This window comes from Sphingobium sp. MK2 (assembly GCF_040170545.1).
In the GTDB taxonomy this organism is placed as follows: Bacteria; Pseudomonadota; Alphaproteobacteria; order Sphingomonadales; family Sphingomonadaceae; genus Sphingobium.
Genome location: NZ_JAZDXA010000020.1, coordinates 1 through 26,384, shown reverse-complemented (window position 1 = coordinate 26,384; position 26,384 = coordinate 1). Strand labels below are relative to the sequence as shown.

General features: G+C 64.3%; 24 protein-coding genes. 16 read left to right on the top strand and 8 right to left on the bottom strand.

Annotated elements, in window-relative coordinates:
* The first annotated feature begins 121 nt into the window (after positions 1–121).
* Positions 122–502, top strand: coding sequence for a VOC family protein (locus V2I08_RS11195; protein ID WP_349635177.1), 381 nt, complete (start codon positions 122–124; stop codon positions 500–502).
* 24 nt (positions 503–526) lie between these two features.
* Here the strand turns inward: V2I08_RS11195 and astD are convergent, their stop codons facing one another.
* Both astD and V2I08_RS11185 read right to left on the bottom strand, forming a co-directional pair.
* A complete protein-coding gene (astD, locus tag V2I08_RS11190) occupies positions 527–1,933 on the bottom strand; it encodes a succinylglutamate-semialdehyde dehydrogenase (protein WP_349635176.1) in 1,407 nt (468 codons plus the stop codon).
* On the bottom strand, positions 1,930–2,946 hold the full coding sequence (locus V2I08_RS11185) for a 2-oxoadipate dioxygenase/decarboxylase family protein (protein WP_349635175.1): 1,017 nt from the start codon (positions 2,944–2,946) through the stop codon (positions 1,930–1,932). The genes astD and V2I08_RS11185 overlap by 4 nt, the downstream gene beginning before the upstream one ends.
* 87 nt (positions 2,947–3,033) lie before the next feature.
* Between V2I08_RS11185 and gcvA the strand changes: the two genes are divergently transcribed.
* A complete protein-coding gene (gene gcvA, locus V2I08_RS11180) occupies positions 3,034–3,927 on the top strand; it encodes a transcriptional regulator GcvA (RefSeq protein ID WP_349635174.1) in 894 nt (297 codons plus the stop codon).
* 9 nt (positions 3,928–3,936) lie between these two features.
* Here the strand turns inward: gcvA and V2I08_RS11175 are convergent, their stop codons facing one another.
* The gene (locus V2I08_RS11175; protein ID WP_349635173.1) at positions 3,937–4,968 is read right to left on the bottom strand and encodes an SPOR domain-containing protein; all 1,032 of its coding nucleotides are present in this window, start codon (positions 4,966–4,968) and stop codon (positions 3,937–3,939) included.
* Positions 4,969–5,169: 201 nt separating this feature from the next.
* Here V2I08_RS11175 and V2I08_RS11170 point away from each other — a divergent pair, with 201 nt between their 5' ends.
* From V2I08_RS11170 to V2I08_RS11155, 4 genes are all read left to right on the top strand, one after another.
* Positions 5,170–5,889, top strand: coding sequence for a ParA family protein (locus V2I08_RS11170; protein WP_349635224.1), 720 nt, complete (start codon positions 5,170–5,172; stop codon positions 5,887–5,889).
* A gap of 14 nt (positions 5,890–5,903) precedes the next feature.
* A complete protein-coding gene (locus V2I08_RS11165; RefSeq protein ID WP_349635172.1) occupies positions 5,904–6,419 on the top strand; it encodes a hypothetical protein in 516 nt (171 codons plus the stop codon).
* 15 nt (positions 6,420–6,434) lie between these two features.
* Positions 6,435–7,778 (top strand): tetratricopeptide repeat protein, encoded by a 1,344-nt coding sequence (locus tag V2I08_RS11160; RefSeq protein WP_349635171.1) that lies wholly within the window; start codon positions 6,435–6,437, stop codon positions 7,776–7,778.
* A gap of 167 nt (positions 7,779–7,945) precedes the next feature.
* Positions 7,946–8,977, top strand: a complete 1,032-nt coding sequence (locus tag V2I08_RS11155) for an NADP-dependent oxidoreductase (protein WP_349635170.1) — start codon at positions 7,946–7,948, stop codon at positions 8,975–8,977.
* A 189-nt stretch (positions 8,978–9,166) separates the two neighbouring features.
* On the opposite strand, the gene V2I08_RS11150 is transcribed toward V2I08_RS11155, so the two are convergent.
* Complete coding sequence (locus V2I08_RS11150) at positions 9,167–10,345, bottom strand: SRPBCC family protein (protein WP_349635169.1); 1,179 nt, start codon at positions 10,343–10,345, stop codon at positions 9,167–9,169.
* Positions 10,346–10,538: 193 nt separating this feature from the next.
* Between V2I08_RS11150 and V2I08_RS11145 the strand changes: the two genes are divergently transcribed.
* Together V2I08_RS11145 and V2I08_RS11140 are read left to right on the top strand one after the other, a co-directional pair.
* Positions 10,539–11,306: an SDR family NAD(P)-dependent oxidoreductase gene (locus V2I08_RS11145; RefSeq protein WP_405053642.1), complete on the top strand. Its 768-nt coding sequence runs from the start codon at positions 10,539–10,541 to the stop codon at positions 11,304–11,306.
* A gap of 90 nt (positions 11,307–11,396) precedes the next feature.
* Positions 11,397–12,815, top strand: coding sequence for an aromatic ring-hydroxylating dioxygenase subunit alpha (locus tag V2I08_RS11140; RefSeq protein ID WP_349635168.1), 1,419 nt, complete (start codon positions 11,397–11,399; stop codon positions 12,813–12,815).
* Positions 12,816–12,969: 154 nt separating this feature from the next.
* Here V2I08_RS11140 and V2I08_RS11135 read toward each other — a convergent pair whose 3' ends face one another.
* Complete coding sequence (locus V2I08_RS11135; protein WP_349635167.1) at positions 12,970–15,246, bottom strand: TonB-dependent receptor domain-containing protein; 2,277 nt, start codon at positions 15,244–15,246, stop codon at positions 12,970–12,972.
* Positions 15,247–15,457: 211 nt separating this feature from the next.
* Between V2I08_RS11135 and V2I08_RS11130 the strand changes: the two genes are divergently transcribed.
* Genes V2I08_RS11130 through V2I08_RS11110 form a run of 5 tightly spaced genes read left to right on the top strand, consistent with a single transcriptional unit; the run spans position 15,458 to position 20,897 of the window.
* On the top strand, positions 15,458–16,528 hold the full coding sequence (locus V2I08_RS11130; protein ID WP_349635166.1) for a phosphotransferase: 1,071 nt from the start codon (positions 15,458–15,460) through the stop codon (positions 16,526–16,528).
* Positions 16,528–17,055 carry a VOC family protein gene (locus V2I08_RS11125; RefSeq protein WP_349635222.1) on the top strand — a complete coding sequence of 176 codons (528 nt, stop codon included), beginning with the start codon at positions 16,528–16,530 and terminating at the stop codon, positions 17,053–17,055. Before V2I08_RS11130 ends, V2I08_RS11125 begins: the two co-directional genes overlap by 1 nt.
* Positions 17,056–17,073: 18 nt before the next feature.
* On the top strand, positions 17,074–18,237 hold the full coding sequence (locus V2I08_RS11120) for an acyl-CoA dehydrogenase family protein (protein WP_349635165.1): 1,164 nt from the start codon (positions 17,074–17,076) through the stop codon (positions 18,235–18,237).
* A gap of 24 nt (positions 18,238–18,261) precedes the next feature.
* Positions 18,262–19,890, top strand: a complete 1,629-nt coding sequence (locus tag V2I08_RS11115; RefSeq protein WP_349635164.1) for a GMC family oxidoreductase N-terminal domain-containing protein — start codon at positions 18,262–18,264, stop codon at positions 19,888–19,890.
* Between the two features lie 2 nt (positions 19,891–19,892).
* On the top strand, positions 19,893–20,897 hold the full coding sequence (locus V2I08_RS11110) for an NADP-dependent oxidoreductase (protein WP_349635163.1): 1,005 nt from the start codon (positions 19,893–19,895) through the stop codon (positions 20,895–20,897).
* A gap of 103 nt (positions 20,898–21,000) precedes the next feature.
* Here the strand turns inward: V2I08_RS11110 and V2I08_RS11105 are convergent, their stop codons facing one another.
* From V2I08_RS11105 to V2I08_RS11095, 3 genes are read right to left on the bottom strand one after another with little or no spacing between them, the layout of a single operon-like run.
* Positions 21,001–22,017: an NADP-dependent oxidoreductase gene (locus V2I08_RS11105; RefSeq protein WP_349635162.1), complete on the bottom strand. Its 1,017-nt coding sequence runs from the start codon at positions 22,015–22,017 to the stop codon at positions 21,001–21,003.
* Positions 22,014–22,538 carry a nuclear transport factor 2 family protein gene (locus tag V2I08_RS11100; protein ID WP_349635161.1) on the bottom strand — a complete coding sequence of 175 codons (525 nt, stop codon included), beginning with the start codon at positions 22,536–22,538 and terminating at the stop codon, positions 22,014–22,016. Before V2I08_RS11100 ends, V2I08_RS11105 begins: the two co-directional genes overlap by 4 nt.
* Positions 22,531–23,844, bottom strand: a complete 1,314-nt coding sequence (locus V2I08_RS11095) for an aromatic ring-hydroxylating dioxygenase subunit alpha (protein WP_349635160.1) — start codon at positions 23,842–23,844, stop codon at positions 22,531–22,533. Before V2I08_RS11095 ends, V2I08_RS11100 begins: the two co-directional genes overlap by 8 nt.
* Before the next feature lie 112 nt (positions 23,845–23,956).
* Here V2I08_RS11095 and V2I08_RS11090 point away from each other — a divergent pair, with 112 nt between their 5' ends.
* From V2I08_RS11090 to V2I08_RS11080, 3 genes are all read left to right on the top strand, one after another.
* A complete protein-coding gene (locus tag V2I08_RS11090; RefSeq protein WP_349635159.1) occupies positions 23,957–24,655 on the top strand; it encodes a TetR family transcriptional regulator in 699 nt (232 codons plus the stop codon).
* Positions 24,656–24,729: 74 nt separating this feature from the next.
* Positions 24,730–25,533 (top strand): SDR family oxidoreductase, encoded by an 804-nt coding sequence (locus V2I08_RS11085; RefSeq protein ID WP_349635221.1) that lies wholly within the window; start codon positions 24,730–24,732, stop codon positions 25,531–25,533.
* Complete coding sequence (locus tag V2I08_RS11080) at positions 25,530–26,318, top strand: TIM barrel protein (RefSeq protein WP_349635158.1); 789 nt, start codon at positions 25,530–25,532, stop codon at positions 26,316–26,318. Before V2I08_RS11085 ends, V2I08_RS11080 begins: the two co-directional genes overlap by 4 nt.
* Positions 26,319–26,384 lie beyond the last annotated feature (66 nt).

The window sequence follows — 26,384 nt, the reverse complement described above, 5'->3', positions numbered from 1 at the left end:
ATCTGGCTTATTGCCTCTCTTTCAGCGGTTGACGGTTACCATTGTAGCGCGCTTATGTCCGCCTACCCTTTTGGGCAATTCGCAATGATAACGTCGCGCGCACGATATGACAGGAGATGCAATGTTCAGCCACATCATGATTGGTGCCAATGATATCGAGGCGTCCAAGGCATTTTACGATGCGACGATGGCTACCCTGGGCGCGAAGCCGGGCATGGTCGATGCCAAGGGCCGCGTCATCTACATGCATGACGGTGCGCTGCTGATGCTGACCAAGCCGATCGACGGTGCGCCTGCTTGCGCAGCCAATGGCGGCACGATCGGTTTCACCATGGCATCCCCGGAACAGGCCGACGCTTGGCACGCTGCTGGCGTGGCGGCGGGCGGCACGGCCTGCGAAGACCCGCCGGGCATACGCGAAGGGGACTTTGGGAAGCTATACCTTGCCTATCTGCGCGATCCGACCGGCAATAAATTATGCGGGCTGCACCGCGTCGGCTGATCGCGCCCGTGGTGTAGGGGCGGTTCAGGACAGGCCGGTCACCGGGACGGCCTGCACGGCCTCCGCCTCGAAACTGGCGATGGGATAGGCGCAATAATCGGCGGCATAATAGGCGCTGGGGCGGTGATTACCCGACGCGCCGAGACCGCCGAAGGGCATATTGCCCGCAGCACCCGTGGTCGGGCGATTGCGGTTGAGGACGCCCGCCCGGCTTTCCTCCACCATCCGCTGCCATAGCCGGTCATCCTGCGCAATCAGCCCCGCCGACAGGCCGAAACTGGTCGCGTTGGCGGCGGCAATGGCGGCGTCGAAATCAGGTACGCGGACGATCGACAGGACGGGCGCGAAAATCTCCGCATCGGGCGTATCCACGCCGGTCACGTCGAGCAAGGCGGGCGTGACGAAGGCGGCGCTGCGGCCCTCCACCCCGCCGAACGGGCGGATGACCCGCGCGCCACGCGCGATCAGGTCGCTGACGGCACGATGCGCCCCGGCAGCGGCGGCGTCCGACACCAATGGTCCCATGAAAGCGTCGCCCGCTTCGTTCCAGGCAGCGATGGGCAAGCGCGCGGCCATGGCATCGACCGCCTCGACGATCGCGTCGCCGGTCGCCCCTTCGGGCACGATCAGGCGGCGCGCGCAGGAGCAGCGCTGGCCCGTGGTGATGAAAGCGGAATTAACGATGATCGAGGCGGCGGTCTCCGGGCTGTCCCAGGCGATCAGCGGATTATTGCCGCCCAGTTCCAGCGCCATGATGACATGGGGCCGATCGACCAGCGCGCGACGCAGGGCTGCGCCAGCGCCTGCCGATCCGGTAAAGAGCAGCCCGTCTATATCGCCCGCGACCAGCGCTTCGCCGGTGGCGCGGCCACCCTGAACGACGGTCAGCAAGCCGTTCGGCAAGCCCGCCGCGGCCCAGGCATCGGCCATCGCTTCGCCGGTGGCGGGCGTGATTTCCGATGGCTTGAAGATGATGGCGTTGCCCGCAATCAGGGCGGGGACGATATGGCCATTGGGCAGGTGGCCGGGGAAATTATAGGGGCCAAGTACCGCCATCACGCCATGACCGCGATGGCGCAACACCGCGCGACCGAAAGGCATGGCGGCGGCGCGCTCGCCGGTGCGTTCGGCATGGGCAGCGATCGAGACATCGACCTTGGCGATCATCGACCCGACTTCGGCGTCGCTTTCCCACAAGAGCTTGCCGGTTTCGCGCGAGATGAGTTCAGCCAGCGCAGCCCGCCGTTCGGCGAGCACGCCAGCATAGCGGCGGACGACGGCGATGCGATCATCGACAGGCAGGGCGCGCCAAGCGGGCAGGGCAGCGCGGGCGGTGGCGATCGCGCGATGGCAGGCGGTGGCGTCGGCAACCGGGCCTTCCCAGACGAGAGCGCGGGAGGCGGGATCGAAGGATTGCAACATGGCCGTCATGCTCCTGCGCGCGTCATGGCGAAAATGCCGGTGGCGTTGCCGGTGTCGAAGGCGAGGTCGAGTTGACCCGTCGCCGGGTCGATGTCGCGGCTGATGAATTCGAAGAAGGAGCCGGGAACGCCGCGGACCTGCCCATCGGCAAAGCAGCGCTCGACGCTGTCGGCGCGCAGGGCGGTCTGGCGCACGCGGCCGGTGGCGGAAATTTCCAGCCGGTCCTTGATCGGATGATCCTCCGCCCGCAGCCGGTCGGCAAGAGCAGCGACATCGGCGACCCGGTCGGTGGCGTGGTTGAAGGCATTGCCCTCGGTCGCGATCCAGGCGGCTTCGTTGGAGCGGGACAGCAGCAATTGATAGTCGGCAAAATCGGGCGCGTCATGCTGACGATCGAACGCCGACAAAATGGTGGGCAGCGCCGCCACGGCGTCGGCGAACGATACGGGCTTGCCCACCGCATAATCGTCCAGCACTGCCAGCGCCTGCGCATCGAGCGGATCGCGCGCGGTGCCGAACACACGCGCGGCGGCGGCGGCGAATTCGGCATCGAAGCGGTCGACATGCAGTTCGGACAGGAAGAATTGCGGGATGGCGTCGGGATGGTCGATATGGGTGTAGGCCCGGCCGGTCATCTTCAGCCGGTCGAGCGGATAGACGGTGGCCATGCGATAGCCGAGCGGCACGAAGATGCGGGTGAAAGCGTCCTCGCCGCCGGGCAGCGCGCCGTTGGGGCCTTCGGGCAGGCGGATGGTGCGCAATGCGCCATGGTCGAAGTTCACCCGTCCGCCCTGCGCCAGCGTGTCGGCGACATAGGCCGCGCCGCTTGGCACCCGCCGCAACAGATTGTCGAACAGCGAAACGTTCATAGCCATTGCGAAGGCAGCGCGCGACACGGTGGGGCCGCGCTCGGCCAGCAGGGCAGGGGTTATCTGCAGCGCATCGAGCGCCTTTTGGCCGTCGGTATCACCTAGCACGGCTTTGGTCAGGGCGGCGATGACAGGCATATTCGCATTCGACATGGATAGGCTCCCGGTGACAGGTGCAGTATCGCAGGATAGTATGGGTGATGCAAACGGGGAGCCTTCATCAGTTGATGCGATTTTGGAATGAGTGAGGGTCGCAAATGGCTGCCGCCGATGACCGCGCTCGCCAGCTTCGAGGCGGCGGCGCGGCATGAAAGTTTCTCGCGCGCAGGCGACGAGATTGGCCTGACCCAGAGCGCGGTCAGTCGGCAGATCGCCTTGCTGGAGGATTTGATCCAGCGACCGCTATTCGACCGGATTGGACGGCGGGTGCGGCTCAATGAGGCCGGGCGCGCCTATGCCGTACAACTCGCCCCCGCGCTCGACGCCATTCGGCGCGCGACCCGCGCGGCGGCGCAGCGGCGGGCGGGGTCTGCCTTGCGGATCGCGACGCTGCCCAGTTTCGGGATGCGCTGGCTCGCGCCGCGCCTGCCGCTTCTGAGCGCTCGCCATCCGCAACTGGTGGTGGATTTCGCGGCGCGCTCGGAACCGTTCGATTTCGCGCAGGAGGATTTCGACGCCGCGATCCATTTCGGCCTGCCGCAGGAATGGCCGGGGGTCGCGATGGATTTCCTTTTCCGCGAGGATGTCGTGCCGGTATGCGCGCCCGGCTGGCTGGCGGCGCATCCATTGCGTGCGCCCGTCGATCTGTTGAGCGCGCCGCTGCTCAGCCAAAGTTCGCGCCGCGATGCCTGGCCGCGCTGGTTCGCAGCGGCCGGCGTGGATACGGACGCGCTGCAACCTGGCCCGACATTCGAACATTTCCTGATGCTGGCGCAGGCCGCCGCCGCCGGGGCCGGAGTGGCGCTGATCCCCAGCTTCCTGATCCAGCCGGAACTGGAGGCAGGCACGCTGGTCATCCCCTTTGCCCGTCCATTGTCGAGCGAACGGGCCTATTATCTCGCCTATCCGCCCGATGCGCTGGCCAACCCCGCCGTCGCGCAGTTTCGGGCGTGGATGCTGGAACAGGTGGGGTAGGGCGCGGACTTACATCTTCTTGGGTATGCAGTCCGCACCGGCGGCCTTGATCTTCGCGCAAAGGCGCGCGGCATCGCTGCTGCTGGCGACCGGACCAGCCTGGAGGCGGGTGACAGCGCCTGCCTTGACCAGATAGGGTTGGTAGGCGGACAAGCCGCTGACCTTGCCGGTCATCTGGGTCCAGAGCGCGCGAGCGCGGGCTTCCTCGCCAAAGGCACCCAACTGCACTCGCCAGCCGCCCGATGCGGCCGGTGCAGGTGTTGGCGGCGTCGGTTGCGGCGCTGGCTTTGCTGCCACGACTTGCGGGGCTGGCTTTGGCGTGGGGCGTGGTGCTGGCGGCGCGGCAACCGGCGTCGACGGTTGTGTGATAGTCGACGGCGGCAGGTCCGTTGTCCGCACCGTCGAGGCGGCGGGCCGCACCGGCGCCGGGGTCGGTTTTGCAGGAGCGGGGCTTGCGGCGGCGAGCGCATCGGTCTTTTCCGACTTTTCCAGACTGGCGGCCAGCGCCAAACCCTGTTTGCGTTGATCTTCCGGGATATATTTGTCCATCTCTGCGAGGCTGGTCGCTGCCTGGGGCAGACCCGATGCCGACGCACGGGTCATCAGGGCATAGGCGCGCACCCAGTCCTTGCCGATCAGGTCGCCGTTGAAGAGGGTCGTGCCGACGATATATTGCGCGCGCGGTTCGCCGCGCATCGAGGCGCGCTGGAGATAGGGCATGGCGTTCGCGCGGTCGCCCTGCTGGAACATCAACAGACCCAGATTATCCTCGGCGCGGAGATGGCCCTGCGCGCTGGCCTTGCGATACCAGTCGAGCGCGGCCGTCAGGTCGGGCTGTACGCCGCGACCCAGCTTATAGGCCTGGCCCATGTTGAATTGCGCATCGGGATCGCCCGCGAGCGCAAGCGGCCGCCACTCGTTGATCGCCTTGGCATAGTCGCCTTGCTGCCAGGCATCGACGCCCGTCTTGACGTCGGCCATCGCTGGCGCGGCCAAGCCGATCAGGCACCCCAGCGCCATGCTCTTCCAAAGATACGTCATAGTCCCATGCTCCTGCGCGAACAGCTTTGCGCCGGTGATGCGCAAACAAGGTTAAATTCACGTTAGCACAAGATATCGGCCATCGGTGCCAGCTTAGATATCGTTCCCCTTGGCGCAAGCAAAGCAGAGTGTCGGTTAACCAATTTTTAGGTGCAGTTGTGGCAGTCCCGGCCGGAACTGGATTTTCTGGGGGGATATTCGTTGCGGATTTTGGCATTGGCGTCGCAGAAAGGCGGATCGGGCAAGACCACCTTGTCGGGTCATCTGGCCGTGCAGGCGCAGATGGCAGGCGCTGGTCCCGTCGTGCTGATCGACATTGATCCGCAAGGCTCGCTCGCCGACTGGTGGAACGAGCGTGAGGCTGAATTTCCCGCTTTCGCCCAGACCACGGTTGCCCGGCTGGCCGCCGACCTGGAGACATTGCGGCAACAGGGCTTCAAGCTGGCCGTCATCGATACGCCCCCCGCCATCACCATGGCGATCCAGAGCGTGATTTCCGTCGCTGAACTGATCGTCGTGCCGACCCGCCCCAGCCCGCATGACCTGCGCGCCGTGGGCGCGACCGTCGATCTGTGCGAGCGGGCAGGCAAGCCGCTGCTATTCGTCGTCAATGCCGCGACGCCCAGGGCGCGCATCACATCCGAAGCCGCCGTTGCCCTGTCGCAGCATGGCACGGTCGCGCCGGTGACGTTGCACCACCGCACAGATTTCGCCGCGTCGATGATCGATGGACGCACGGTGATGGAGGTTGATCCCAGAGGACGCTCCGCCGCCGAAGTCGTCCAGCTATGGTCCTATGTGTCGGACCGGCTGGAAAAGAATTTCCGCCGCACGGTCTTTTCCGTGCCCCAGGGCAGCGTCGGCACCGTCGCGGCTCGCCCGACCGGCGGGGGCTTCGGCCGCCGCGTGATCGGCCAGTAAGGGAGGCAGGCGTCATGGCCGAACCCAAACCGCTCGCCTCGCTGACGTCGGGCTTGCTCGCGCGCAAGGGCGCCGCGCAACCGGCGATGCGCCGCCCGATGATGGGCTTTGGTCGCACCGTCGGCAATGCGGTGCCGCAGGATGATCTGGGCTGGAACGACATGGGCTTCGACGTGGAGCCGGTGCCGACGCCCGTCGAGGAACCGCCGGTCGCGATCGGCCTGACGCCGATGACGGCACCCGTGGCTGTGCCGCCGGTCGTGCTGGCACGCGAGGAACTGGCCGAGCGGATCAAGACCGCGCCGACGCCGCGCAAGAAGGCCGTGCCGACACCGGCACCGGGCCGCAAGGCCGCCTTCACGCTGCGGCTGGAGGCTGAACGCCATTTGAAACTGCGCCTTGCCTGCGCCGTCACAGGACGGTCGGCGCAACAGATTGTTACGCAGGCGCTCGATGACTTCATCGACACGTTGCCGGAAATCGACCGGCTGACTCAGCAGTTGCCGCAGACACGCGGCGACAAGGCATAGAAGGTGGGTAGGCATATGAAGCGCACGACATTCGGCAAGGCGGCGATCGCATCGCTGCTCGTCGCGACCACGATGGTTGGCTGCACCGGGGCGGCTTTTCGTCCATCGGCTTCGGTTGGGCAGCCCAAGGGCAATCCTGCCAAGCAAGCCGCCATTGCGGAAAAGGCGCTGGCGTCGCGCGATGCGGACAAGGCGATCGCCGCGGCCGAAGCCGCCGTGCAACTCGCGCCCGACAATGCCGCCTATCGCCAGCTTTTGGGCCGCGCCTATGTGCAGGCGGGGCGCTTTGCCTCGGCGCAAGCGGCGCTGAGCGATGCGATGACGCTGGGCAATAGCGATGTGGGCACGATCGTCAGCCTCGCGCTGGTGCAGGTGGCGCAGGGGCGTTCCGATGATGCGCGCAGCCTGCTTGTGGCCCATGCCGAGCGCGTGCCAGCGGGCGACTATGGCCTTGCGATGGCGATGGCAGGCGATCCGCAGGAGGGCGTGCGGGTTCTGTCGCAGGCTATTCATGACCCGGCGGCAACCGCGCGCACGCGCCAGAATCTGGCCTATGCCTATGCGCTGGCCGGGCGCTGGAAGGATGCGCGGATGGTCGCGGGCATGGATATGGAACCGCTCGCCGCGAACAAGCGGATTTCCGACTGGGCGCAGATCGCCGAACCATCGCTGGCGCCGATGCGCGTCGCGGCGCTGATGGGCGTGACGATTGATCCCAATGATATGGGGCAGCCGGTGGCGCTGGCACTGTCGGCACCATCCGCCGCGGCTGCGCCGGTCGCGATGGCGCAGGCTGATCCGATGCCGGTCGTCGAGACCCCGGCCCCCGTGCAGGTGGCCGTGGCCGCGCCAGCGCCCGTGGCCGAGGCCGTGCCGGTCATCAAGGCTGACCCCAAGCCGGTGCGCGTCGCCGCGCGCGACTTCATCATCGAGGATCGTTCGGGCAAGCCGGTTGCAGCGCCCAAGCCCGCAGGCAAGGCGCAGCCCGCCGCCGTCGCGCCTGCCGCGCGGATGCAGCAGGTGGCCTTCATCAAGCCGGTCGCGAGCGGCGCGAGCAACTGGGTGGTGCAACTGGGTGCCTATGACAGTGCGGGAATCGCCAAGGAGAAATGGATGCAGATGGCGGGCGGCAACGCCATGCTGTCGGCCTTCCCCGTGCTGACCAGCCAGGCGACCGTCAATGGCAAGATATTCCACCGCCTCGCGATCAGCGGCTTTGCCAGCCGCGCCGACGCCATGAGCGCCTGCCGCATTGTTCAGTCGCGTCGCGGCCAGTGTTTCGTGCGCGAAGCCGCGCCGGGCGCGACGCCGCAGCGCTGGGCCGTCGCCAGCAAAGGTCGTCAATACGCTTCGCGCTGATCTCCCCCCTCTCCCATAGCGCGACTCCTCAAGGCGCGCGGAGCCACCCGGCTTCGCGCGCCTTTTTTGGCGGGTAGCTGTGCATTTCGTCAGTGTCGCCTTTGAACGGGGCAGGGCATAGCGGTGTCAAAGACGCGCCCAACGCGCGCTCAAGCTGGAGAACTGCCTTGCTGAACCGCCAGATCGTCCTTGCCTCGCGCCCGCATGGCGTGCCCGTGCCGGAGAATTTTCGCCTTGTCGAAGGGCAGGTGCGCGAACTGGAAGAAGGGGAAATCCTGATCCGGAACGAGGTGTTCGCCATTGATCCGGCCGTGCGCGGGATGCTGGACGATCGCGACGACAGCTACCTGCCCGCGACGCCGATCGGCGGCATCATCCCGACCATGGTGCTGGGCCGGGTGATCCAGTCGCGCAATCCGGGGTTCAAGGAAGGCGATTATGGCCGGGGCTTTGTCGGGTGGGAGGAATATTCGATCCTGAACCCCAGCAATTTCGCGATTGAAAATGTCCATGTCGACCCCAGCGTGCCGCTGACCGCCTATATGGGCGCGCTTGGCTGGTCGGGTATCACCGCTTATGTCGGGCTGAAGCGGATCGGCGAGGTGCAGGCGGGCGACACGGTCGTCATGAGCGCGGCAGCGGGCGCGGTCGGCAGCGTGGGTTGTCAGGTCGCCAAGCTGTCGGGCTGCCGGTCGGTCGGCATCGTCGGATCGAAGGACAAGGCGGAACTGTTAACGGGCACCTTCGGCATCGACGCGGCGATCGACTATCGCGCCGAGCCGGACCTGGATGCTGCGATCAAGGCGGCCTGCCCGGACGGGGCGAACGTCTATTTCGACAATGTGGGCGGGCTGATCCTCGACACGATGCTGCCCAATATGGCAGCGTTCGGGCGGATCGTGACCTGCGGCATGATGGCCAATTATAATAATCATGACGAACCCTATCCCATCCGCAACCTGTGGCAGGTGCTGGTCAACCGGGTGACGATGCGCGGGTTCCTGGCCTATGAGCATCTCGACATGCTGGAAGAGGCCGAGGCGCAATTGGGTGAATGGATCCGGTCGGGCGCGCTGATCGCGCAGGAGAATGTGACCACGGGCATCGAAAATGCGCCGAGCGCCTTCATCAACCTGATGTCGGGCGTGACCACGGGCAAGACGGTGGTGCGGCTGAATGAGGGTGTGACGACTCTGTAGGGGCGGGGACACCAGGCCCGTTCGGACTTACCTCAAGTCCGTTCGGGCTGAGCTTGTCGAAGCCCTATACTTCCCTTCAAGAAGAAGGGCCCCCTTCGACTGCCTGCCAAGGCAGGCGCTCAGGACAGGCTTCGACAGGCTCAGGGCGAACGGGGGGAGAGGGCATCGTCAGATGCCTTCGTGTACTCCTTATAATTCCGGCGGTGCCTCATTCGGGTCGGCGCGCTGGAGATAGTCGACATAGTTGTGGAAATACTGGTTGCCGCGCTCGTTGCGGCCGAAGATGACTGATTTGATCGCGCCCGATTCCAGACCCTTCTGCACTTGCAGGCCGACGCCATAATCCTCGTCATTCACGACGTCGCGCAGCCAGTCCATCATGCCTTCGATCGCGGCGGCGTCCGCCTCGTCCTTGGGCGGTTCACGGCGGATGAACATCAGGTTGGTGATGTTGGTGCCGGGGGTGTCGCCAGGGATCAACTGGGCGACCTGGGTGATTTCGGGCGCGAAGAAGATGGAGATGTTGGGGAAGATGGTGCGGACGAAATCATAGCCTTCATTCTCATGCTCGCCCCAGTCGGCGCGCGGGATCGCGCCCAGCGCTTCCTTGATCCGAACCTGCGGATAGCCCACGCGCATATGCGGGCCGAAGGCGGTGAAGTGCATGATGTTGCTGAAGGTGCGCGGATGGATGGTGGTGGGGTGCGCGGCGGCGAAATGATAGCCCTCCAGATAGCCGTCATAGGCGATCTTCCAATTGGGGCCATAAATGCGCCGCGATCCGCAATAATGCCAATCGCCAAGGCCATAGGCATTGAGGTCATCGAGCATGCCGCCGAGATGCGCGGCGATGTCGAACTCCAGCCCCGGCGTCAGGCAGATCCAGATGATCCCGCCCGCTTCGGCGACGGGCAGGGCGGTGAGGTTGCGTTCTTCCTTGCAGATGGGGCCGAATTTCTGCGGTTCGGCGACGCCGATCAGCTTGCCGTCATTGCTGTAGGTCCAGGCATGATAGGGGCAGGAAAAGCGCTTGGCATTGCCATGGCCTTCGGGCTTGAGGATCATGCCGCGATGGGTGCAGACGTTGAGCATCGCCGCGACCGTGCCGTCGCTCTTGCGCGTGATGAGGACGGGTTTGCCGAGTAGCTCCATCGCCTTGTAATCGCCCGGATTGGGCATTTCCGCTGTAAGAGCCGCAAGCAGGGGCATCTTCAGGAAGATTTCCGCCTTCTCCCGCTCGAAATAGGCGGGGTCGGTATAGGCGGTGGCCGGGACTTCCATCGTGTCGGTCGCGCTGTGCGTGGTGCCGGTCTCGACAAATTCCAGCATCTTTTCGGCTTCCTGGCCGATGACGTCATGATAGCCCATTGCAAACCCTCTCTGATGGCACAGCCGTTCTGGCTTTGCAGGCAGGATAGCGCGTGCGTGACCCCGCCGAAACTCGGTAAGGTCATAGGTAGTGCGCTACGGCAGGGCGGGGACTCTGAATAGCACTAGTTGTAACATGCGCCATATTGGCCAGTCTGCGCTCCAAACAATCTGACAAGAGGATAATTGGCGCATGATGATCGACCTCAAGGGCAAGGTGGCATTGATAACCGGGGCGGCGTCCGCCAATGGCCTGGGTTTTGCGGCGGCGCTTAAAATGGCGGGGCAAGGGGCGAGCCTGTTCCTGACCGATCTGGATGGCGCGGCGGTCGATGCGCGGGCCGAGGAATTGCGCGCGCAGGGTTTCCCCGCGCAGGCCATGGCCCAGGATGTTACCGACGAAGCGGTCTGGACCACGGTGATCGAAGCGGTGATCGCCGCCTTTGGCAAAATCGACATATTGGTCAATAATGCCGGGATCGCCGTGTTGCGGCCGATGAGCGAGATGACGTCGGCCGACTGGCACAAGCAGATTTCGGTCAATCTCGACAGCGTGTATTTGGGCACGAAGGTCGCCGTCGACCAGATGCGCGCGCAGGGGCATGGCGGCTCGATCGTCAACCTGTCGTCCATCGCCGGCCTGGTGGGTGTGCAGGGCACCGCCGCTTATGCCGCGAGCAAGGGTGGCGTCCGGCTATTTTCCAAGTCGGTCGCGCTGGAAACCGCGCGCGACAATATCCGCGTGAACACGGTGCATCCCGGCATGATCTGGACCGATATGCAGCAGGTGGCGATTGCCGATAACAAGGAGATATTCGACCAGATCGTCGCGACCATTCCGATGGGCCGCATGGGCGAACCCGCCGACATTGGTTCCATGGTCGCGTTCCTGGCGTCGGACGATGCGCGCTACATCACCGGATGCGAATTTGTCGTCGATGGGGGGATGGTCGCGCAGTGATCGCGTCGCTATATTTGAACAAGCGACCAAGGATTCGGCGCGCCGCCTGTGTGGCGCAGCCGGGCGGGCGAGAATTTAGGAGAGAGAGTGATGGCTGAAAGCGATCCCCGGATCAAAGGCGCACCGCTGGCACGCTGCCCCGGTACGAGCGTCCGCGACCTGATGCTGGCGGATACCAATCCGGTGCCGGAATTTCTTTACACCGACGAATATGAAAATCTGGGATCGGACCCGATCCCGGCCAGCCGCTATACCAGCCCCGAATTTTTCGAGTTGGAAAAGCAGAAGATGTGGCCGCGCACCTGGCAGTTCGCGGCGCGCGAAGAGGAATTGCCGGAGCCGGGCGACCATGTCGTCTATGAGAATGTCGGCAAATCCTTCCTGCTGATCCGGCAGGAGGATGGCTCTGTTCGGGCTTTCGCCAATGTCTGCCTGCATCGTGGGCGCAAGCTCAAGACCGGCGATGGCTGGTCGGCCGAACTGCAATGCCCATTCCATGGCTTCACCTGGAATAATGACGGGTCGATCAAGCAGATTCCGTGCCGCTGGGACTTCTCGCATCTGAAAGATGAGGAGATGTCTTTGCCCGAAATCAGCGTCGGGCGCTGGGCGGGCTATATCTTCATTCGCGAGAGCGCGGACGGGCCGACGCTCGAAGAGTTTCTCGCGCCCATGCCGGAGCATTTCAAGCGCTGGCGGCAGGAGGAATGCGCGACGGCGATGTGGGTGGGCAAGGTGGTGCCGGCCAACTGGAAGGTGGTGATGGAGGCTTTCATGGAAAGCTGGCACACGGTCGTCACCCATCCGCAATTGCTGCCGTTCACCGGCGACGCCAATTCGATGTACAATATCTATGGCGACTATGTGAACCTGACGGTGACGCCGTTCGGCACCATGTCACCCCATGTCGACCCCACCGACAAGGCGGAACAGTGGATCGTCGACGAGTTCGTCAAATATAATGGCCGGTCGTCCGACAATTATGAGGATAAGGAAGCGGCGGCGGGCGGCTATAATGTCAAAGTGCCAGAGGGCGTCACGGCGCGCGCGGCCCTGGGCGCATCGCTGCGGGAAACCACCACCGCCATGTTCGGCCATGATGTCAGCTTTGCATCCGACGCGGAGATGATGGATGCGCTGCTCTATAATGTCTTTCCCAATTTCAGCCCCTGGGCGGGGTTCCAGCCCAATATCGTCTATCGCTGGCGGCCCTGGCATGATGTCGACCATTGTCTGATGGAAGTCCGCGTCCTGACCCGCGTTCCACCGGGTCAGGAGCATCCCAAGGCGCCGCCGATGAAATTCCTGTCGGTCGACCAGAAATGGACCGAAGCGCCGGAACTGGGCATTTTGGGCGATGTGTTCGAACAGGATATGGAAAATCTGCCCCATGTGCAGACGGGCCTGAAGGCCTCGCTGAACGACAAGGTGCAACTGGCCAATTATCAGGAAATCCAGATCCGCCAGTTCCAGAATACGATCATGAAATATATCAAAGGCGATCTATAAAGCGCGACTGATGGAATGACGGGGTGCCGGAGCAGTCGCTTCGGCACCCTTTTTCATGCGTGACGGCCAGGCGGAACGGGCAAAGGCGGAGCGGGCAAAGGAAAAGGCCGGGGATTGCGCCCCGGCCTTTTGCCTTTCGTCCTGTATGCAGAGCTTAGAATTTGACGCCCAGCGTCGCGCCATAGGTGCGTGGTTCGCGGGCGGTGCCGAAGGACCACAGGCCGCCCACGGTAAAGCCGTGGGTTGGGCCGCGATCATTGGCAAGGTTGCGGCCAAAGACGGTCAGGCGGGCTTCGGTGCCGGCCAGTGCGAATTTGGTCGTCAGGCTGGCATCGACCAGCCCCTGCTTGTCCGTCCGAACGCGCGGGTCATTGCCATTGACGATGATCGGCCCGTTGGTCAGGTCGCCCGATAGCGGCCCAAGCGAGATCTGCTGATCATAAGCGCCGATATAGCGGTAGCTCAAATTCGCGATGACTTCGCCAAAGCCGGTCGGGATGGTGTAGTCGGCGGCCAGCGAAGCGGTCATGTTCGGATTATAGATAAGGTCGTTGCGCGAATAGTCATAGGGAACGACCGCGCCCGATACAGGCGAGATGCCGCCGACGATGAAGCCCTTGAACTTGGAGTCGAGCAGGCCCATCGACCCGGTGATGGTGAGTTGCCTCGTCGGACGGGCGGTGAAATCAAATTCCAGCCCCTTGATCTTCGCAGAACCGACGTTCGACGTGATCGTCTCGTTGCCGGTGGCGCAGGCCGGGCAGTTCAACGTGTTGTTCTGGTGCAGGTCCTTGTAGCTGGAATAGAAGGCTGCGACGTTGAATTGCAGCTTGCGATCGAACAGGTCGAACTTGCCGCCGACTTCGAAGCTATCGACGACTTCGGGCTGATAGGCGATGCCGGCGCTTGCGGCCGTTCCAGCGCGGGGCGAGAAGCCGCCCGACCGATAGCCTTGCGACCAGCTACCATAGAACATCATGTCGCTGTTCGGGCGGAAATCGACACCGACCTTGGGCGTGAACTTCTTGAACGTGTCCGTGCCCCGGCCGATTTCTATGCCGCCGAAACTATTGTCCAGCGATTTTTTGTCGCGGGTGAAGCGGCCGCCGAAGGACAGGCGCCACTGGTCGGCAAAGGCCCAGTTGAAATCGCCGAACGCGGCGATCGACTTCGTCTTGCCGTTGACCACCTGCGGATTGGTGTCGAAAATCAGTGGATCGATGTCAGGCGCGAAGCCGAAGATGCGGCTATGCTGCGTCAGTTGATATTTGGAGCTGAAGTAGAACAGGCCAACGACATAGTCGAAACTGTCGCTGAACTTGCCCGCAGCCCGGAATTCCTGGCTCCACTGCTCATATTGCTGCTGGCGGCGGACATAATAGAGATCGGTCGAGGAACCATCGAAATCCTGCGTCTGATTCTCGCGCGAATCGCGCCAGCCAGTGACGGAGGTGAGTTTGATGTCGCCAAGATCATAGTTCATTTCCAGCGTGGCGGCGGGCGCGGAATAGTTGGTGAGATTGGCCTGGCCAAAGACGGTGTAGAGATCGCCGCGATTGTTCCGGTTGCACTCGATCGCCGGGATCAGGCCGCAAAAGGCTTCGCCGGTCTGGGTCAGGTTGGATACGACCGGGTCCGACTTTTGAACCTGCTTTTCCAGCGTGAACAGGGCATCAAAGCCGCTGCCCTGCGGTGCGAACAGGATCGAGCCGCCGAAATTCTCGTTATTGCTGAAGCCACGCCGTTCGCCGGTCTGCGCCTGGCGATACCAGCCATCGGTTTCGCTGTGGAAATAGAAGAATTTGGCCCCGACGCTGCCATCGTTGGACAGCGGCACGTTGACGACCGCACGGGTCGCGAGCGAATCAAACTTGCCGTAGGAGACTTCCATCTTGGCACCGAACTCGCCGGTCGGGCGGGTGCGGCGGATGTTGATGACGCCGCCGATCGTGTTGCGGCCGAACAGCGTGCCTTGCGGGCCGCGCAGCACTTCGATCTGCTCAATGTCGAAAAAGTCGAAGAATTGCCCGGTGCTGGTGCCGATGAACACGCCATCGACCACCACGCCGACGGTCGGTTCCTGCGATTTTTCGACGTCGGCATAAGTGAGGCCGCGAATGGCGAGGTTCGCAGCGGCGGCACCCGCATTCTGGTTGGTGATGAGCAGGTTCGGCGCAGAGCCGGTCAGGTCGCCGATATTCACCGCAGCCTTGTTTTCCAACATGGCGGCGTTGATGGCGGTAATGGCTACCGGCGTATCCTGAAGCGTTTCGTCGCGACGGCGGGCGGTGACGATGATGGCGTTGGGGTCGGCCTGTTGGGCATCGGCCTGGGGCTGGGCGGTCTGATCCTGCGCCGTGGCGGGCATCGCCCAAAGCAGCGCACTGCCAAGCGCCAGCGTGACGGGACGGACCAAAAGATTCCTCTGCATATACTCTCCCCTATACTGTGTTATTTTGAGCGTTCAGTGTCCTGCGCGTTCACTGCATCTTCGTTGCATCGTGCGGGATGCGCTATTTTCCGTGGCTTGCTAACTGCGATTTTCGAGAGGTGGGTGCGCACCTGAAACAAAGGAGAGGGGACAAGCCCGGCCCGACGCCCCATGGCGGCAGGGAAGAGGCAGCGCAGGAGAGGATGAGGCCGTGAGCGAGGATCGGCAGGAGCGATTCGGAGGAACCGGCGCGGTGCGCACTGGCCATGGGTTCGACGTTGCGGCGCTCGATGCGTGGATGCACGCCCATGTTGCTGGCTATGCCGGGCCATTGTCGGTCGAACAATTCAAGGGCGGCCAGTCCAACCCGACCTATCGCTTGATGACGCCGACCCGCGCCTATGTGCTGCGGCGTAAGCCCCCCGGCGCGCTGCTGCCCGGCGCGCATGCGGTCGAGCGGGAATATCGTGTGCTGGCGGCGCTGGGGCAGGCGGGCTTCCCGGTCGCGCCGGTCCATGGCCTGTGCGAGGATGCCGGAGTCATCGGCACGCCCTTCTATGTCATGGACATGGTGGAGGGGCGCATCTTCTGGGATTCGACCCTGCCCATACTGACGCCGCAGGAACGGCCTGCCTATTTCGACGCGATGAACGCGGCGATCGCGCAATTGCATGGGATCGACCCTGAGGCGATCGGCCTTGGCGACTATGGCAAGCCGGGCAGCTATTTCGCGCGGCAGATTGCGCGCTGGTCGCGGCAATATCGCGAAGATGAAGCGGCGGGGCGGAATGACGATATGGACTGGCTGGCCGACTGGTTGCCGGGGCAGATTCCCGCAGGCGACGAGACGACCATCGTCCATGGCGATTTTCGCGCCGACAATATGATCTGGCATCCCACAGAGCCGCGCATATTGGCGGTGCTGGATTGGGAGCTATCGACGCTGGGCCATCCGCTGGCGGACTTCACCTATCATCTGATGATGTATCACCTGCCGCCGCACATCATTGGCGGGTTCAAGGGTGCGGATCTGGCCGCGCTGAACATTCCGTCGCAGGCGGACTATGTCGCGGCCTATTGCGCGCGGACCGGGCGGGACGGGATCGACAATCTGCCCTTCTACCTCGCCTTCAACATGTTTCGGTTCGCGGCGATTATCCATGGCATCAAGGGACGGATGGCGCGGGGTACGGCATCTTCGCCCGAAGCGCAGTCGCTGGTCGATACGCTGCCCGAACTGGCGGCGATCGGACGGCGGACGGCCCAGGGACAAGGCCGTTGATGAACTGGCTGGCGATCCGGCAACTGGCCTATTTCGTGCCGGACGTGCGCGCGGCGGCGCTGGCGCATCATCGGCTCCATGGATCCGGTCCTTATTTCATCGCCGATCATATTCCGCTGCGGCGCTGCGTGCATCGCGGGGTGGAGCGGCCGCTCGACCATAGCTCCGCCTATGGCCAGTGGGGCGAGCTGATGATCGAGTTTGTCCAGCAGAATAATGACGGGCCGTCCGCCTTTCGCGACATGTTCGCGCAGCCCGGCGCGCAGGGGCTGCACCATGTCGCGCTGTTCGTCGATGATGTGGATGTCGCGATCAAGGACTTCGCGGCGGCGGGCCATGACCTCGCCTGCCGGGCGGAGATGAGTGACGGCTTCGTCTTCGCCTTTGTCGATACGGTCGCGGCGCAAGGGCATATGACCGAACTCTATGCGCCGGTGCCGCAACTGACCGGCTTTTACGCCATGGTGGCGAAGGCGGCGCAGGATTTCGACGGGACCGACCCGCTGCGCCCGATCCAGTTCAATTGATCCAAGAGGATAGAAGCCATGTTCAGTACGCCGCGCGCGCAGGAAATAGCCGATCGGGTCGAAGCGTTCGTCCGTAGCGTCGTGATTCCCTATGAAGGCGATCCGCGCTGCGGCTTTCACGGGCCGAGCGATGAGCTGGTGATGGAATTGCGCGAGAAAGCGCGGGCGGCAGGCGTGCTGACACCGCATGTCCTGCCTGACGGATCGCATTTGACCCAGCGCGAGACGGCCACCGTGCTGATCAAGTCCGGCCTGTCGCCGCTGGGGCCGCTCGCCTGCAACACCATGGCCCCGGACGAGGGCAATATGTATCTGCTGGGCAAGGTCGGCACGGCCGAGCAGAAGGCGCATTTCCTGAAGCCCCTGCTGGAAGGCCGCGGCCGTTCCGCCTTCTTCATGACCGAACCGGCGGCCGATGGCGGTGCGGGGTCCGACCCGTCGATGATGCAGACGACCTGCGTACCCGATGGCAATCATTGGGTCATCAACGGCCGCAAGGCGTTCATCACCGGGGCGCAGGGGGCGATGGTCGGGATCGTCATGGCCAAGTCCGATGACGGTGCCTGCATGTTCCTGGTGGACCTGCCTGACCCCGCGATCCGCATCGAGCGGGTGCTGGACACGATCGACAGTTCGATGCCCGGTGGCCATGCGGTCGTGACGATCGACAATCTGCGCGTGCCCGCCGACCAGATGCTGGGGCAGAGCGGCGAGGGGTTCAAATATGCGCAGATCCGCCTGTCGCCTGCGCGGCTGTCGCACTGTATGCGCTGGCTGGGCGGGTGCATCCGCGCGCAGGAGATTGCGGCGGACTATGCCTGCCGCCGCATGGCGTTCGGCAAGCCGCTGGTCGATCATGAGGGCGTCGGCTTCATGCTGGCGGAAAATTGGATCGACATTCAGCAAAGCGAATTGATGATCGATTGGTGCGCCGGTGTGTTGGACGGCGGATCGCTGGGCACCGTCGAAAGCTCGATGGCGAAGGTGGCGGTGTCCGAGGCGTTGATGCGGATCGCCGATAAATGCGTGCAGGTGATGGGCGGCACGGGCGTCACCGGCGACACGATCGTCGAGCAGATCTTCCGCGAGGTGCGCGCCTTCCGCATTTATGACGGACCGACCGAAGTCCATAAATGGAGCCTGGCCAAGAAGATCAAGCGCGATCACCGCGACAAGGCCTGAACCCACAGCGCAGAGGAGCAACGCATGGCCGACCTGCCCGAACGGTTCGACTATATCATCATCGGCGCGGGATCGACCGGCTGCGTGCTGGCCGAGCAATTGTCGGCCGATCCCCGCAACCGGGTACTGCTGGTGGAAGCGGGCGGGCCGGATCGGTCGCCGCTGATCGCCATGCCCAAGGGGATTGCCAAGCTGGTGTCCAACCCGGCGCATATCTGGGCCTATCCGGTCGCCCAGCCGCGCCGCCCGGACGAACCGGCGCAGGAGATGTGGATCAGGGGCAAGGGGCTGGGCGGATCGTCGGCGATCAACGGCATGATCTGGAGCCGGGGCGAGCCGCAGGATTATGACGATTGGGAAGCGGCGGGCGCGACCGGATGGAATGCCGGATCGATGATCGCGGCCTTTCGCGCCATCGAGGATCATGGACTGGGCGGGAGCGCGCTGCGTGGGGAAGGTGGCCCGGTGCATGTGACGCCGCGCACCTATCGCTATCCGCTGGCCGAGCGGCTGATCGCAGCGGGCGAGCAGATGGGCCTGCCGCGCACCGATGACCTCAACAGCGTGGTCGGCGGACGGGTCGGCTATTATTGCCATAATATCCGTGACGGGCGGCGCGAGAGCGGGGCCAAGGTGTTTCTGCGTCCGGCGATGCAACGCAGCAATTTCACGGTGATGACCGACACGCTGCTACGCCATGTGCGGCTGTCCAATGGCCGGGCGGTCGGGGTCGAACTGCTCCATGGCGAACGCGGGCCGTTCAGCGTGGATTGCGATGGCGAGGTGATCGTCTGCGCGGGAACGATCGAAAGCCCGCAGATATTGCAACGGTCGGGCATCGGCGATGGCGACGTGCTGGCCGCAAGCGGGATTGCGGTGCGCCATCATAATCGCCATGTCGGGCGGCATATGCTGGAGCATCTATCCTACTCCATGCCGTTCCGCTTGCAGAGGAACAGCGGCATCCAGGGGCGCTATCAGGGGCTGGGGCTGCTGGCGTCGGTCGCGCGCTATTATCTGCGGCGGGACGGGCCGATGGCGACCGGGCCGTTCGAGGTGGGGGCGTTCCTGTCCACCGGCGTCACGGGACCGCGTACCGACCTGCAGCTATACCTGAGTGGCTATATGTTTGCGCTGGGTGATGCGAACGATGCCGTACCGCTCGGCAATATCGACAAGCGGCCCGGCCTGACCGTGTCGGGCAGCCTGCTGCGGCAGAGCAGCGAGGGGGAAGTGCAGGCACGGGGACGCGAGCCGGGGGATGGCGTGGCGATCACGCCCAACTGGCTGGACAGCGAAGCGGACAAGGGTTCGGCGATTGCGGCGATCCGGCTGATGCGCGCCTATGTGGGGCAGGCGGCGCTGGCGGACGATGTCGGCGAGGAACTGATCCCCGGCGCGGCGGTGCAGGAGGATGCGGCGCTGCTGGAGAGTTTCCGGTCGCTGTCGACCAGTGGATTGCATGGCGTGGGCACGTGCCGGATGGGCGCGGCGGACGATGCGGTGGTCGATCCGGCGTTGAAGGTTCATGGGGTCGAGGGGCTGCGCGTTGCCGATTGTTCGGTGATGCCGCGTCTCATTAGCGGTAATACCAATGCGCCCGCGATGGCGCTGGGCTGGCGGGCGGCGCAGATCATCTTGGGCAAGGCGTGACGATGGAGAAGGCGATGATGCGGCAATGGCACTTGGCGGACCGGCCGATCGGGCGCGCGCTGGCCGATGGCGACTTTCGCCTGGCCGACGTGCCGATGCCGGTGGTGGGCGCGGGCGAGATGCTGCTGGCGGTGCGCTGGCTGGGTTTCGAACCCGCGCAAAAGGGGTGGATGGAGAATTTCGGCGGCTATGTCGCCCCCATCGAGCTGGGCGATGTGATGCGCGGCATGGGCGTTGCGGAGGTGGTCGAGAGCCGGGATGGCCGCTGGCCGGTCGGCACGATGGTTGCGGGGATGACCGGCTGGACCGAATATCTGGTGAGCGATGGCGAGGGCTTCGATGTCTGCCACCCCGACCTGCTGCCCCATGCGATGCTGGGCGTGCTGGGGATACCGGGCCTGACCGCCTGGCACGGCTTTCACGCGATCGGCCGCCCGGTGGCGGGCGATGTCGTGGTGGTGTCCGGCGCGGCCGGGGCGACGGGATCGGTTGCAGGGCAATTGGCCAAGGTCGCGGGCTGCCATGTCATCGGCATTGCGGGTGGCGCGGAAAAATGCGCCTGGCTGACGCAGGAGGCCGGGTTCGACGCGGCGATCGACTATCGCGAGGGCAAGGTCGCGGCGCAGTTGAAGGCGCTGGCCCCCAAGGGGTGCGATATCGTCTATGACAATGTCGGCGGGGTGGTGCTGGACGCGATGCTGGGCCGACTCGCGATCGGCGCGCGGGTGGTGCTGTGCGGCGGGATCAGCCGCTATGAACAGGGTGGCGAGATTGCCGGGCCGGGCAATTATTTCAACCTGATCCTGCGCCGGGCGCGGATGGAGGGGTTCATCATCCTGGACGAACAGCCACGCTGGGGCGCGATGCGCGACCGGCTGGCAGCGCTGGTGCTGGCGGGACGGCTGCAATGGCAGGTCGATGAGCAGCAGGGGTTCGAAGCGGCCCCGGCGGCGCTGGCACGGCTGTTCACCGGGGCGAATAGGGGGAAGCAGATAGTGCGGGTGTGAGGGGAGGGGTATCGCGCCCTTGATAGGGTGACACCCCTCCACCACTTCGTGGTCCTCGAACGGAGGCACGTGACTCCGTTCGACCCCTGCAAGGAGAGGAATTTTAGGTCAGTTTCAGGATCATCTTGCCGTCGTTGGTGCCGTCGAAGAGGCGCATGAAGGCGGGGTAGGCGTTGTCGATGCCCTGTTCGATATGTTCGTCAAAGACGAGCTTGCCCTCGCCGATCAAGGCGGCGATGGCCTGGCTGCCTTCGGGGAAGCGGTCGGCATAGCGGGCGATGAGGAAGCCGCGCATGGTGGCGGTCTTGACGATCAACTGCCAGATGTTGCGCGCGCCGTGGGGGTCGCCATTATATTCGGAGATAAGGCCGCACAGGAGGATCTGCGCGTCCTGGTTGATATGGCGCAAGGCCGCGTCGAGACAGACGCCGCCGACATTTTCGAAGACATGATCGATGCCGTCCGGGCAGGCCGTGGCGATGGCGTCGGCGAGCGCCGCTTCATCCTTGCCGCGATAGTCGATCGCCGCGTCGAAGCCATAGCGATCGGTCAGGCGCGCGCATTTGGTCGCGCCCCCGGCGATGCCGACGACCCGTGCGCCGCGCAATTTGGCGAGTTGCCCGACCATCGAACCGACCGCGCCCGCCGCGCCGCTGACCAGCACGGTCTGGCCGGGTGTGGGCTGCATCGCATCGCTGACGCCGAACCAGGCGGTGAGGCCGACCGCGCCCATGGCGGACAGATAGCTGGTGACAGACGGGGCCGCCGACACGTCAATCGGGTGCATGAAGTCATTGGGCGTGACGAGGCTGTATTCCTCGATCGCGTTCAGCCCCATGACCCAATCGCCGGGCTTGAAGCGATCGACCCCGCTCGCTTCGACCGTGCCGATGGTGGAGGCGCGCACCGGATCGCCGATCGCGATGGGCGGCAGATAGCTTGGCGCGTCGTCGAGCCAGCCGCGGATGGCGGGGTCGAGCGAGGCATAATGGTTGCGGATGAGGATTTCGCCGGGGCCGGGCGCGGGGACGGGGCTGTCCTCCAGCCGGAAGTCGCTTTCACGTGGATGGCCATCGGGCCGCGCGACGAGCAGGAAACGGCGATTGACGGAAGCGGTCATGATGCGGTGTTTCCCCAGAGGCTATGGACGGGATCGGACGGCCCCTGCGCGCCGCGCAGGAAACCGGCATAAAGGTCTTCGCCGCCACCGGCGGCCTGATGGACGATCCAGTCGCAGACGAAGCGCCGTTCGATGAACTGCCATGTGCCGTTGGTGCGGACGAAGCGGTCGAGATAGCGGCCGCCGGTCAGCATATGGACGGGGTCGCCCTCTTGCCCGCGCGGGGTGGCGACGGCGGTGACATAGGTTTCACCCTTCGCGCTATCACCATCAACCTCCACCCATTGATGCGCATTGGCGTGGCTGGTCTGGGTAAAGACGGTGCGGACGATGGCGCAGATTTCGCGGGCGAAATCCTGACCGCTGCCGTTGAAGGGACCGCTTTCGACATGGCTGTCCGCGTGGAAAAGCGAACCCAGCAACGCCGCATCGGCGCGATCGACGCCCCGGCAATAGGCCGCCGTCAGGTCGGCGATCTGCTGTCGGGCGACGAGGGTGTCGATCAGCGCGGGATCAGTCATGGATGCCGCAGACGTCATTCAGCTTTTCATGGAACATCTGCACCCGCTTTTCCTGATTGGGCAGGATGCCGCCGGTAAAGCCACGCGAATGGAGGCCGAGTTGCTGGCCGATCGCGACGCTCATATCCTGATCGGCGACATCGCCCAGCGACCTGGTGCCGAATTCGATCTTTTCGCGCTCGACATGGCGGAAGGGGGTTGGCCCCATCGGTCCCATCACGACATCGCTGCCGGGCATTTCATGCGCCATGAACCAATGGTCGAAGATGCAGCGTTCGGGGTCGGTCGGGTGCGGTTCGGACCGCAATAACTGGAACCCGTCCGGCCACATGGTGAAGGTGATGTTGGGGAAGAGCGTATAGTGGTGATAATCCACAATCTCGCTGTCGCCCATGGTCGCATAATGGGCATAGCCCTTGTCCGCGCCCAGCTTGCGCTTTTGCGCGAGGATGGCGTCGCGGGCCTGGCTGGCGCGGCCTTCGAAATCCTTGGGGTCCAGTTCCCAATATTCCAGCGCCTGGGCCAGCGGCATTTCGAGGATGTCGGAGGTGGGATAGCGGCCCGATGGCTTGAGGCCGCGCATGATCATGCAATTATGGCCTTCGGGGTTCATCTCGAAGATGGTGCCTTCCAGCGCATCGTCGATCGACCCGGCAATTTGCGGGTGGAGATTGGGGAGGTGATAGCTTTCGTTGAAATTGTCGCGGATGATCTTCCAGTTGCACGGCACGTCGGAACTGAGCGCCAGCACGCGAGTCATCTTGCCCATCTGCCATTGTTCGAGCTGTTCGCCCGCTGCGCCCAGCCATGTCTTGAGCGGCGGCGCATCGCGATCCATGGTGAACCAGACGAATCCACCCCAGACGGTGCAGGGAATTTCCTCCAGCTTCACCTTGCCGCAAGGGGAGCCGCCGGGGAAATCATCCGGGTCTTGGACATGGGCGAGCGTGCCGTCGGGCGCATATTTCCAGCCATGATAGCCGCAGGTGAGGAAGGGCGAACCGCCGACTTCGGTCCAGGCGAGGCGATAGCCGCGATGCTTGCAGGCATTGTAGAAGGCTTTGACCGATCCATCCTCCTGGCAGAGCATGACCACCGATTCCCGGCCGATATTATGGGTCAGAAAGTCGCCTGCCTCTTCAAGGTCGGCCGCCATGCCGCCGATATGCCAGGCCTTGGTCCAGACATGCGCCCATTCGGCGTCGGCCCAGCGTTTTTCATGATAGCGTTCGCCAGTGATGCGGTCACCGCGCACGGGCGGATCATAGGCGGCAATGGCGCGGCCCAGAAAAGACTCGATGGTCATGATACCCTCTCGCTATTTTTAATTGAACGATCGACTAAATTTACCCTGATCGGTTGTCGTCTGTCAATATCTTCGCCATAGCTGTCCAATGGGCAGAAGGGCGTTGAAACTAGTGAAAAGGACAGGTTTGGCCGAGGCGGCGGAGGCCGCGCCGAAGATCGACCGCCGACGCGCGCCCGATACGGCGGCCAGGATATTGGACGCGGCGGAGTCGCTCTTTTCGATCCGGGGCTATCATGGCGTGTCGTTGCGCGACATTGCGACGCAGGCGGGGGTGCAGGTGGCGCTGACCCATTATCATTTCGGGTCGAAGGAAGATTTGTTCGGTGCCGTGATCGACCGGCGGGCCGACGCGCATGTGGCGGGCATGGCGGACGCGCTGACGCAGGCGCGGCAGGTTGCGGGCGATCAGGCGACGCGCCGCCGCGCGATCATCCGCGCCTTCATCACGCCGATCGTCGACCGATCAATGCGCGGCGGGACGGGGTGGAAAAATTATATCCGCCTGATGGCGCTGGTGGCGAACATGCCGCAGCAGGAAGCGTTCATATCGCCGTTTCGCCAGCATTTCGACGATGTGATCGCCGCCTATGTCCAGGCGCTGCGCGCGCTGCATCCGGAGATGGATGAGGGCGATGTGCAGTGGGGCTTCTTCTTTTTTCAGGCGATGATCACGCATATCCTCGCCGAAAGCGGCATGTTGGATCGCCAGTCGGGCGGGCGGTTCAGTTCCAGCGATCTCGATGCGATGGTCGAGCGGATGGTCGATTTCGTCGGCGCGGGCTTCACCGGACTGGGGCGGGCGGCCTAGCATAAAGCCGAGTTTGGCGCATCGGCCCGGCTCGTTACCTTGGCGCGTAAAATAGATGCGCGAAGGAAGAGATGATGGGCAGGTTGAACGGCAAATTGGCGCTGATCGTCGGTGCGGCGGGCAAGGATAATATGGCGCAGGTGATCGCCCGCCGCCTGACCGCCGAAGGGGCTAAGGTCGCGGTGGCGGGGCGCAAGGCGGAGGCGCTGTCCGCCTTTGCCGACGAGATTGGCGGGGTGGCCGTCGCCTGCGACATGACGGACCAGCAGAGCATAAAGACGGCGGTGGCCGACACCGAGGCGGCGTTGGGCGGGGTCGACATCGCGATCAACGCGACCGGCTGGGGGTTGCTCAAGCCGTTTCTGGAGACGACGCAGGACGATCTCGACGCCATGTATGCGCTGCAACTGCGCGGGCCGTTCCAGTTTTTCCAGGCGCTGATCCCGGCGATGGAGCGGCGCGGCGGCGGGTCGATCATCCAGATCAGTTCAGCGACCGCGACGATCATGTTCCACGACCATGCCGCCTATATGGCGACCAAGGCGGGGACCGACCATCTGGTTCGCACCGTCGCCAATGAATTTGGGGCCATGGGCATACGCGCCAACAGTGTGTCGCCCGGCATCACCGAAACGCCGATGACGGCGGATGCGGCGGCGGTGCCGGGGCTGATGGATGCGTTTCGCAAGGGCTATCCGCTGGGCCGCTATGGCACGTCGGAGGATGTGGCCGAGGCGTGCCTGTTCCTGGCGAGTGACGCCTGCTTCATGACGGGGCAGAATTTGCAGGTGAATGGCGGGCTGACGCTGCGCGCCAATCCGACTAAGGCGGATATCGAGGCGTCGGTCGCCGCCGCGATGGCTGCCGCCGGGGCGTGACGCCGCCACTCTGCATGGCGTCGGGCATCATGCCCGAAGCGACGCCGCTGCAATTGGTGGAGGCGGCGGCGCGGGCCGGATTCGATTATGGCGGCATGTGGTTCGAGGCGGCGGATTGGACGGATGCGACGACGCGGCAGGTGAAGGCCGCGCTGCGCGACACGGGCCTGCCGCTGATCGACATCGAAGTGGTGTGGATCAAGCCGGGGCCGCCTGATCCCGATCATCTGCGGCTGGTCGATGTGGGGATCGAACTGGGCGCGCGGAATGTGTTGTGCGTCAGCAGCGATCCCGACGATGGGGCGACGCGCGACAAGCTGGCGATATTGGCCGAGCGGGCGGGCGATGCGATCCGTATCAATCTGGAATTCGGCATTTTTACCGAAGTCAGGACGATCGGGCAGGCGAGCGCGATTTTGCGCGCGATCAATCATCCGGCGATGGGGTTGCTGATCGACGCGCTGCATTGGCGGCGGTCGGGCGGGACGCTGGCGGATGTCGCGGCGGTGCCGCCCGCGTGGCTCAGCTATGTGCAATTATGCGACGCGCCCGACTCCGGCGCGGACCCGGCCGACGCGGACGCGATCCTGACCGAGGCGATTGACGGACGGGTGGCGCTGGGCGCGGGGGGATTGCCGATCGGCGCGCTGCTGGATGCGATGCCACAGAGGTTGCCGGTGGCGGTCGAGGAACGGTCGATCGCGTTGCGGGAGGGGTGGCCCGACCTCAATGAACGGGCGGCGCGGATGTTGGCGACGACACAGGCTTGGGTTGCGGGGCGGTAGCGAACCGGGCTGGCTTGACGTCAAATCGTCATTGCGAGCGCAGCGAAGCAATCCATGGGCACCAGA